The sequence below is a fragment of the Legionella sp. genome (genome assembly GCF_049790535.1).
GTDB lineage: Bacteria > Pseudomonadota > Gammaproteobacteria > Legionellales > Legionellaceae > Legionella.
In genome coordinates this window covers 19,208-27,700 of record NZ_JBAQZB010000072.1, presented here as the reverse complement: position 1 = coordinate 27,700, position 8,493 = coordinate 19,208, and the positions used below count along the sequence as shown (strand labels likewise).

Genomic DNA, 8,493 nt, shown 5'->3' with positions numbered 1-8,493 from the left:
TTCCGAATAAAAATAGACAAATACATCTAATATATCTCCCACTAGGGTATTTTTAGGCACCCATTTATTGGGTAACAAAATTTCGCCCCACTCCTCCCCTTGCAAATAAACACCAAAGGAAACCTCTTTGATTATCTTTAATTTATTAAACTGCCCTATCTTAATCATTGAGCTACTCACGTTTTTTAGCATCACTAAGCTTACCATAGAAACAAGCTTATATTTTTTTTTGATTTTGATGAAGAAAAAGAAGTTAGAATATTTTCTTTCAATAAGTTTTTTAATTACTTTCTTCTTCCCAGACATTAGGCATGGGTTCCAGCAAAACAGATAAGGGATAGTCCTGACAAAGTTTTTTACTAATGTTTTCCTGCAAAGCTGGGTACTCGTAAAGAATTTCCTGTAATAAAGCACTTCCTTCATAAAACTCTTTTAATTTTGTTGAAGTAGTGCCTACAAAACCCAATGCTTCATAAAATCGACGAGCTTGCGCATTCGCCTCCAATACCCAGAGAAAAACTTTTTTATATCCCTGATTTGCTAATTCAGCGAGTGCAGCCAAACATAGTTTGGCTCCTAATCCCATATGCCAATAATCGGGTTGTAGGTACAAAGCACTGATTTCTCCCATCAGACTATCTGTATTACCCTCATGAAATGGAGAAATACTCACAAAACCCACTGTTTGATTTGCAATTTCAATTAGAAATACTTTTACTTCTTTCTTTAGAAGATCATGCCATTGCTGTGTGCGATCTTTTAAAGATAAATCTTTTAATATAGTTTCTGGAATAAACTCTTTATACATTTTTTGCCAAGAATGAACATGAATTAGAGCTATTATCTCCGCATCTTTTAATTGAGCTATTCTGATATGTGGAGTTAAGTTTTTAGTCATAATTGAAAAGTCGATCGTTAAAAAACCTATTATATCATCAGAATGCGCAAGCCATATAAATTTTTAAAGATACTCTAACAATGTACTAAAAGTATCTTTGCTGAGGTTATATTAGTTGCTTATCTTCGCAAGAAGGTAACCAATTCCTCCAGAAATAAGCAATGCAAGTAAAGGGTTTTTTTTTACTTTTTTAAAAATCTCATCTGCATGAGCATCAATAAAATTGTCAAAACAGGGAGAATTAAGCTTATTTTCTTCACCATTTACTGTTAATTTAATTTTCTTTTTATTCTCCATGATAATATTCTCCAAACTAAATTTTTGATAATGCAGGCTCTAGCTATTTCTATTCTTTTACAGAAATAGCAACAGAACACAATAAAACCTCTTTTCAAGAGACCTACAAAAAACCTGATATTTTCTAAATATTCTTATTTACTAATTATTTTTGAGAGTACAAAACCAATCCCCCCAGCAATAAGTAGGGAAGTTAATGGATATTTTTTTACCTTGATTAAAAGCCTATCAGTGTAAATCTCCATGGAGGCTTCAAGAATATTAATCTTCTCTTTGCTTTCTTCATAAAAATCAGAAGCTGTTTCTTTAATTTGTCCTGTGGTTGATTCAACTTGATCTTTAACATTTTGATAGAGATTTGAAACCTTCTCTTTAGTATTGTCTAATGTATTTTTCCCCTCTTCTTTTATATTCCACTTGTCCATAATACTCTCCTTGTAAGAAGCTTTAATTAAATTGAATACAAAACACTGTCAATTGTTCAAAATTATTCTTTTTGATTAAAATTTAATTATTATAGATAAATTATATACGATTTTTGTATTTTCTTTTGAGAAGAAGAAAATAAAAGTCTTTGGCAGTTTAAATAGATGAGATGCGTAACAATGTGGGATTCCCAAAATAAACAGATTTCGTTACTTAATGCGTTATATAACTAAGAAATCACTTAACCCTCGAGCAATTTTTCTTTCAGAGACTCTCTCCATAATAATTAAAAACACAGGCAAAGACACAGAAATGATCTTGGATCTTCAAATCCATAGTCACGGTCGAACCTTCGCCCATTGTTTAATGGATGTCGAAATAACTTAATAGTGCTTTTACTTATTCATTTTCAGTAAGTAATGCAACATCTTGCGCCTTTAAGCCTTTTGGACCTTTATCAAGCACAAAAGTTACAGGATCATTTTCATGCAATGTTTTGAATCCAACACCTTGTATGTCTTTATAGTGCACAAAAATATCATCACCTTGTTGATTAATAATAAATCCAAATCCTTTTTTTTCATTAAACCATTTAACATGGCCTGTCTCTCTTTGCGACATTAGTTATCCCCTTCGTCCAATAAGCTTTTACTTTTCTAACAAGATTATAAATGCTTACTGTCACGCAGCTATAGTGGTAAAAAATTAACTCACTCAGTAAGACAACTACGTTATAATAAACATTTACTCTGCACTAGTATTTAAATACAGCAAGGTTAGCATATCAGTTTTTTATTTATTGTTAAGGATTTTTTATAAAAATCAATGTAATAAAAATAATTTTTAATTTAGGAAAAACATTATGACCCATATAAAATCATCTTTTATAAAATTAGCTCTTGATTGCCACGTATTAAAATTTGGTAAATTTACTTTAAAATCTGGGCGCATAAGTCCTTATTTTTTTAATGCGGGATTATTTTATCAAGGACATGCTTTACGCCAATTAGGTCAGTTTTATGCACAAACCTTATTAGAACATAATGCTGAATTTAACCATTTATTTGGTCCTGCCTATAAAGGCTTACCGCTTGCTACTACTACGGCTGTTGCTTTATCTGAATTTGGTAAAGAAGCTACCGTTACCTTTAATCGCAAAGAAATCAAAGATCATGGTGAAGGGGGTCAATTGATCGGCGCCCCATTAACAGGAAATACAATTATTGTTGATGATGTAATTACTGCTGGCACAGCATTTCGAGAATCCCAAGCTTTAATTCGAGAAAATGGGGGACATTTAATTGGAGTAATCATTGCTCTGGATCGCTGCGAACGTGGTGCAACAAATAAATCAACCTTATCTGAGATTAAAAATGAGGGAATTGATGTTTACTCTATTATCAATTTATTTGATTTGATTGATTATTTAAAATCGGTACAGGAACATGAACAAGTTAAAAAGTTAGAAGAATATCAAGCTGTTTATGGGTGTTAATTTTCTTTTCTTATTGCTTTCCTATAGCCAGTACGACAATACTAGTCGAAGAATTAGGAAAAACCTGTCTGTTACCTCCCAGGGATTTCCTAAGCTATGTACTTACTTAGCTATTTTGCGCCAGGTAGTGCCTTTTGACCCATCTTCTAACTCAATCCCTTGATTTAATAATTCAACTCTTATTTGATCTGCACGTTCCCAATTCCGCTCAGCTCTTGCTCGAAATCGTTCCGCAATTAATTGCTCTATAGCTGCTTTATCCTCATCAGCAAAACCTGCTTGTAAAAACTCAGTAGAATCCGATTGCAATAATCCCATTAGTCCAGACAAATACTTTAGAGTTGCCGCTAAAACAGGACTGCTATTCTTATTCACTTCATGACTCAATTGAAATAACACTGACAAAGCTACAGGTGTATTAAAATCATCATTCATTGCCTGATTAAATTGATTAATCCAATGATCATCTAAATCACTATTAGCAACTGAAGACACCTCTTTCATTGTTTGATAAAGTCGGGTTAGCGCTTTCTTGGCATTGAATAAATTTTCTTCAGAATAATTTAATGAACTTCGATAATGACTGCTTAAAAGAAAATAACGTACAACTTCTGGATGATGATTTGCCAGAACATCTGCGATGCTAAAGAAATTGCCCAATGATTTTGACATTTTTTCATTGTTAACCTGTAACATCCCTACATGCATCCAATAATTAGCAAAAAGCTTGTCAGTAACAGCCTCACTTTGGGCAATTTCATTCTCATGATGCGGAAACTGCAAATCAAGTCCCCCACCGTGAATATCAAATTGTTCTCCTAACTCTTCCATAGCCATTGCTGAACACTCAATATGCCAACCGGGACGCCCCTCACCCCATGGTGAAGGCCAACTTGGTTCGCCCGTTTTTGCTTTTTTCCATAAAACAAAATCAAGAGGGGAGCGTTTTTCTTTAACAATCTCAACACGGGCGCCTGCCATTAATCCTTCCAGATCTTGATGCGATAACTTTCCATATTCCGCAAATGAATCTACTTGAAAGCATACATCACCGTTTTCACTTACATAGGCATTGTCTTTGCTAAGTAAACGTTCAATTAAACGGATAATAGTGACAATATGTTCGGTCGCTCGTGGTTCATAAGTGGGTGGTAAAATATTTAAGGCATGCATATCTTCATGCATGGCAGTTATATAGTGTGCGGTCAATTCATCAATGGGAATACCACGTTCATTAGCACGTGCAATAATTTTATCATCAATGTCTGTGATATTACGCACAAAGGTTACATCATAATTTTGTGAACGCAGATACCTTACTATAACATCAAAACATACCATAGAACGAGCATGTCCCAGGTGACAGTGGTCATAAACTGTAATACCACATACGTACATGCCAATTTTTCCAGGCCGAATGGAAACAAACGGTTCTTTTGTTCTGGTTAATGAATTATATAAATGTAACACTTCTACCCCTTAGCTTACTTTTCCCCAAGTATCTTTTAAATCCACCACGCGATGAAAAGCTCGAACACGCCCCTCCTTTTCCTCATTAACACAATAGTATCCTAAGCGCTCAAACTGAAACACCGATCCCAAAGGCTGATTTACCAAAGAAGGCTCACAAAATGCGGTGAGTGTTTGCAACGAATCATGATTTAAAAACTGAAAGTAATCTTCTTCACGAGCAGGATTAGCATCCGTAAATAATCTATCATATTGCAAAATGGTTACGGGATGGGCATGTTTGCTGGATACCCAATGAATAACTCCTTTTACTTTTCTACCTTCAGGATTTTTACCTAAAGTATTTTCATCATAGCTACAATGCAGTTTAATCACTTCACCGTTATCATTACGCACCACATCATGACATTTAATTACATAAGAATTACGTAAGCGCACTTCGGCACCAGGATATAAACGGAAATAGTTTTTCGTTGGTACTTCCATAAAATCTGAACGTTCTATAAATAGCTCTCTAGAAAAGGGAAGCTCTCGTGTTGGCGCCTCAGGATCTTGAGGATTAAAAGAAGCCTGCAACAGTTCCACTCGATCTTCAGGATAGTTTTCCAAAACAATTTTTAAAGGATCCATCACACATAAAGCACGTTTCGCAGTTTTATTTAATTCTGCTCGGACGCAGTCTTCTAATAAAGACATATCGATTACAGAATCACTACGTGAAATACCAATCATTTCGCAGAATTGACGAATAGCTGCAGGCGGATATCCGCGTTTACGCATCCCTCGTAAAGTAGGCATACGTGGATCATCCCATCCACTTACCGCATTTTTTTCAACAAGTTCCCGTAATTTGCGTTTAGAGGTTACGGTATGTGATAAATTTAACCGTGCAAATTCTATTTGCACCGGTTTTGCGGGTACCGGTAAATTCTCGATAAACCAATCATAAAGTGGGCGGTGATCTTGGAACTCTAAAGTACATAAAGAATGAGTGATTTTTTCCATAGCATCTGAAATTGGATGCGCGTAATCATACATGGGATAAATACACCATTCATTACCCGTACGTTGATGATATGCGTGACGAATACGATACAACACAGGATCCCGGAGGTTCACGTTTCCGGATTGCATATCAATTTTTGCTCTTAATACGTGCGTTCCATCAGGAAATTCACCTGCCTTCATTCGGGTAAATAAATCTAGACTTTCTGCCATTGGCCGGTTTCTATAGGGACTTTCCCGTCCGGGAACTTGTAAAGTACCGCGATAAGCCCGAATTTCTTCCATACTTAAACTATCAACGTAAGCTAAGTCTTTTTTGATTAATAATACAGCAAAATCATAAAGCTCATGATAATAATCCGATGAATGAGTCATATCAACCCATTCGAAACCCAACCAACGCACATCATCAATGATTGCGTTCACATATTCTTCTTCCTCTTTGATTGGATTCGTATCATCAAAACGTAAATAACAAAGTCCGCCAAACTCTTTTGCCAAACCAAAATTCAAACAAATGGATTTAGCATGCCCCACGTGTAAATAACCATTTGGCTCAGGAGGAAAGCGTGTCACTAAAACTTTATGTTTGCCACTTGCTAATTCATCAGTTATTAATTGCCTGATAAAATGTACTCGTTTTTCGGTTAATTCGGTCATTAATTTTTCCATTATGTCTCATTACTACCACGAGAGGGATGCACTTATTTCTCCCAAAGAAAGGAAGGCCCTGGATTATTCTGTAATACGGAAAATTCTTGAGGGTAAATCACTTGTACTAGATACAAACCATAAGCAGGTGCAGTTTCAGCGCCTAACTTTCTGTCTTTAGCCTTTAAAACTTCCTCTATCCATGAAACCGGATGTTTTCCTGAACCTATTGCAATCAATACCCCCGCAATATTTCGCACCATATGGTGCAAAAAGGCATTTGCAGTAATATCAATAATTACTAAATCATTCATACGAGTTACGTGCAATTTATGCACATTTCGCATCGGTGTATTAGATTGACATTCAACAGAACGAAATGAGGTAAAATCATTTTCACCTAATAAAATTTGCGCGGCCTTATGCATCAGATGATGATCTAATTGCCTGTATTGCCATGTCATATTACTACGCAATAAAGCAGGTCTAATCACTCCATTATATATTACGTAACGATATCTTCTCGCTGTTGCTGAATATCGCGCATTAAATTCTTCAGGAAGTTCTTTACCCCATTTTACACAAACATCTTTAGGCAAAAAAGAATTTGCACCATGAATCCATGCCCGAATGCTGCGTTCTTTATCAGTATCAAAATGAATCACCTGATTTGTAGCGTGTACGCCTGTGTCTGTTCTTCCTGCACAAACTACAGAGATACGACTATCAGCAACTTTTGATAAAGCATGCTCCACTGCCTGTTGCACAGTATGTAGACTTGTTTGTGCTTGCCAGCCGTGGTATTGGCTACCATCATATTCAAGCACCAAGGCAATACGCATTGATTATTCCTAAACAAAAAGGCTCAATTTATATTAGTGCATTTACTTTGTCTATACCTTAGATGATTCATTTTTTAAAAAGTAAAGGTTGATACATCTTCGTTTACTGAAAAAATTAAAAAATACAATAGCAACAATAAATTGAACGGAATGGGTTGAAAAGTAATAGTCCAAATCTGTATCTTCAAAGCCGAGAAGTATATACTTGCAGTTACTGTTGTTAATACACTTATAAAATATTGAGATTCATTTATGAAATGGACTTTTTTTTATCGCAACATTACCTCTTTGTTAATACTCTGTAACACTTTGGTTTTTGCAAAACAAAATGAAAATAACCTTTCAGATCCTTTGGTACAATCTCCAGGAAATTGGTTTATTAGCATGGGTGTAGGAGAACAATATCCCCAATGGCACAATCCAATGAAAGTTAACAATAGCTCTGGCTTTCCCGCACCCTACAATAAAGATCTCTATGCAACTAAAAATCAAAATGAAGCAGTAATTGCTTTCTCAGTAGGTCGACATTGGCAACTTGGTGATTTCTGGTTTCCTTCCTATTCGTTTGGTGTATTTTGGCAATATTTTTTCAGAACTCATTTGGGAAAGACGATAACCTTGTATTCTAATCCTGAATTGACCAACTATCGCTACAATTGGAATCTGACTGCAAATCTTTTATTAGCCTCCGCAAAACTTAATCTATTAGAATACAAAAAGTTTTCTCCCTATGTTAACGTCGGAATCGGTAGCTCATTCAATAGAACATCTAATTATAAAGAAAAAGCGCTAACTGATGTTACTCCACGTTTTAGTCCTCAATTTTCTAAATTCAGTACCAGCGAATTTTCTTATGTTATTGGCATAGGAGTTGATCTGCAATTTATGTCACAATTAATTCTCTCTGTTGGCTATAATTACCAAAATTTAGGACAAATCAGCTCAGGCCCAGGCAAAGAGATATGGTCCAATCAATCATTGAATCCTGGATCCTATCATTCAAATGAAGTATTGCTTTCTGTAAGTTATTTTTTGGGGAAATGAACTCGTGAAATAAATTCTGTTGCATTTTCCGAGCTAAATCAGCGAAAGACCCTAAAACTATTAAGTTATGTGGTTTTAGGTGAGCAAAATGAAGCTCAAACCATGATAGAAAAAACCCTGTTTTACTAATAATTCCAGCAAAAACTATAGAACGCTTTTGCTTTATAAGGGGTGGAAATATTTTCCTTTTAGGGTTGATGCTGGTCTTGGTTTCGAATGTGCGTGCGTTAGTAATTATTATAATGCCAACATGATTAATTCGTCTGCAACAAAAGATGCTCGTTGCGCTATATAAAAATCAAAAACAGAAGCGCTTGCTGGACTTAGAGAACCATTTAATCAATAAATATACTGCCAGCTAAATT

The 8,493-nt window shown here is 35.2% G+C and carries 10 protein-coding genes; 2 read left to right on the top strand and 8 right to left on the bottom strand.

Features of this window, described 5'->3' with window-relative positions:
• The 5 genes from WA877_RS04135 to WA877_RS04115 all read right to left on the bottom strand — a co-directional run.
• On the bottom strand, window positions 1–192 hold a 192-nt coding region (locus WA877_RS04135), incomplete at its 3' end, for a S1 RNA-binding domain-containing protein (protein ID WP_425169671.1).
• A gap of 88 nt (window positions 193–280) precedes the next feature.
• A complete protein-coding gene (locus WA877_RS04130; RefSeq protein ID WP_425169668.1) occupies window positions 281–898 on the bottom strand; it encodes an N-acetyltransferase family protein in 618 nt (205 codons plus the stop codon).
• Between the two features lie 111 nt (window positions 899–1,009).
• Entirely contained in the window at window positions 1,010–1,195 is a 186-nt protein-coding gene (locus WA877_RS04125; RefSeq protein WP_425169667.1) for a hypothetical protein, read from the bottom strand.
• A gap of 134 nt (window positions 1,196–1,329) precedes the next feature.
• A complete protein-coding gene (locus WA877_RS04120; RefSeq protein WP_425169666.1) occupies window positions 1,330–1,620 on the bottom strand; it encodes a DUF883 domain-containing protein in 291 nt (96 codons plus the stop codon).
• 400 nt (window positions 1,621–2,020) lie between these two features.
• Window positions 2,021–2,242: a cold-shock protein gene (locus tag WA877_RS04115; RefSeq protein ID WP_425169665.1), complete on the bottom strand. Its 222-nt coding sequence runs from the start codon at window positions 2,240–2,242 to the stop codon at window positions 2,021–2,023.
• Window positions 2,243–2,483: 241 nt separating this feature from the next.
• Here WA877_RS04115 and pyrE point away from each other — a divergent pair, with 241 nt between their 5' ends.
• Window positions 2,484–3,116: an orotate phosphoribosyltransferase gene (pyrE, locus tag WA877_RS04110; protein WP_425169664.1), complete on the top strand. Its 633-nt coding sequence runs from the start codon at window positions 2,484–2,486 to the stop codon at window positions 3,114–3,116.
• Between the two features lie 102 nt (window positions 3,117–3,218).
• Here the strand turns inward: pyrE and cysS are convergent, their stop codons facing one another.
• Genes cysS through truA form a run of 3 tightly spaced genes read right to left on the bottom strand, consistent with a single transcriptional unit; the run spans window position 3,219 to window position 7,084 of the window.
• Window positions 3,219–4,586, bottom strand: a complete 1,368-nt coding sequence (gene cysS / locus WA877_RS04105; protein ID WP_425169663.1) for a cysteine--tRNA ligase — start codon at window positions 4,584–4,586, stop codon at window positions 3,219–3,221.
• 9 nt (window positions 4,587–4,595) lie between these two features.
• Window positions 4,596–6,251, bottom strand: a complete 1,656-nt coding sequence (locus WA877_RS04100) for a glutamine--tRNA ligase/YqeY domain fusion protein (protein ID WP_425169670.1) — start codon at window positions 6,249–6,251, stop codon at window positions 4,596–4,598.
• A gap of 44 nt (window positions 6,252–6,295) precedes the next feature.
• Complete coding sequence (gene truA, locus WA877_RS04095) at window positions 6,296–7,084, bottom strand: tRNA pseudouridine(38-40) synthase TruA (RefSeq protein ID WP_425169662.1); 789 nt, start codon at window positions 7,082–7,084, stop codon at window positions 6,296–6,298.
• Between the two features lie 252 nt (window positions 7,085–7,336).
• On the opposite strand from truA, the gene WA877_RS04090 reads away from it, so the two are divergent.
• Window positions 7,337–8,128, top strand: coding sequence for an outer membrane protein (locus WA877_RS04090; protein ID WP_425169661.1), 792 nt, complete (start codon window positions 7,337–7,339; stop codon window positions 8,126–8,128).
• The last annotated feature ends 365 nt before the right edge of the window (window positions 8,129–8,493 follow it).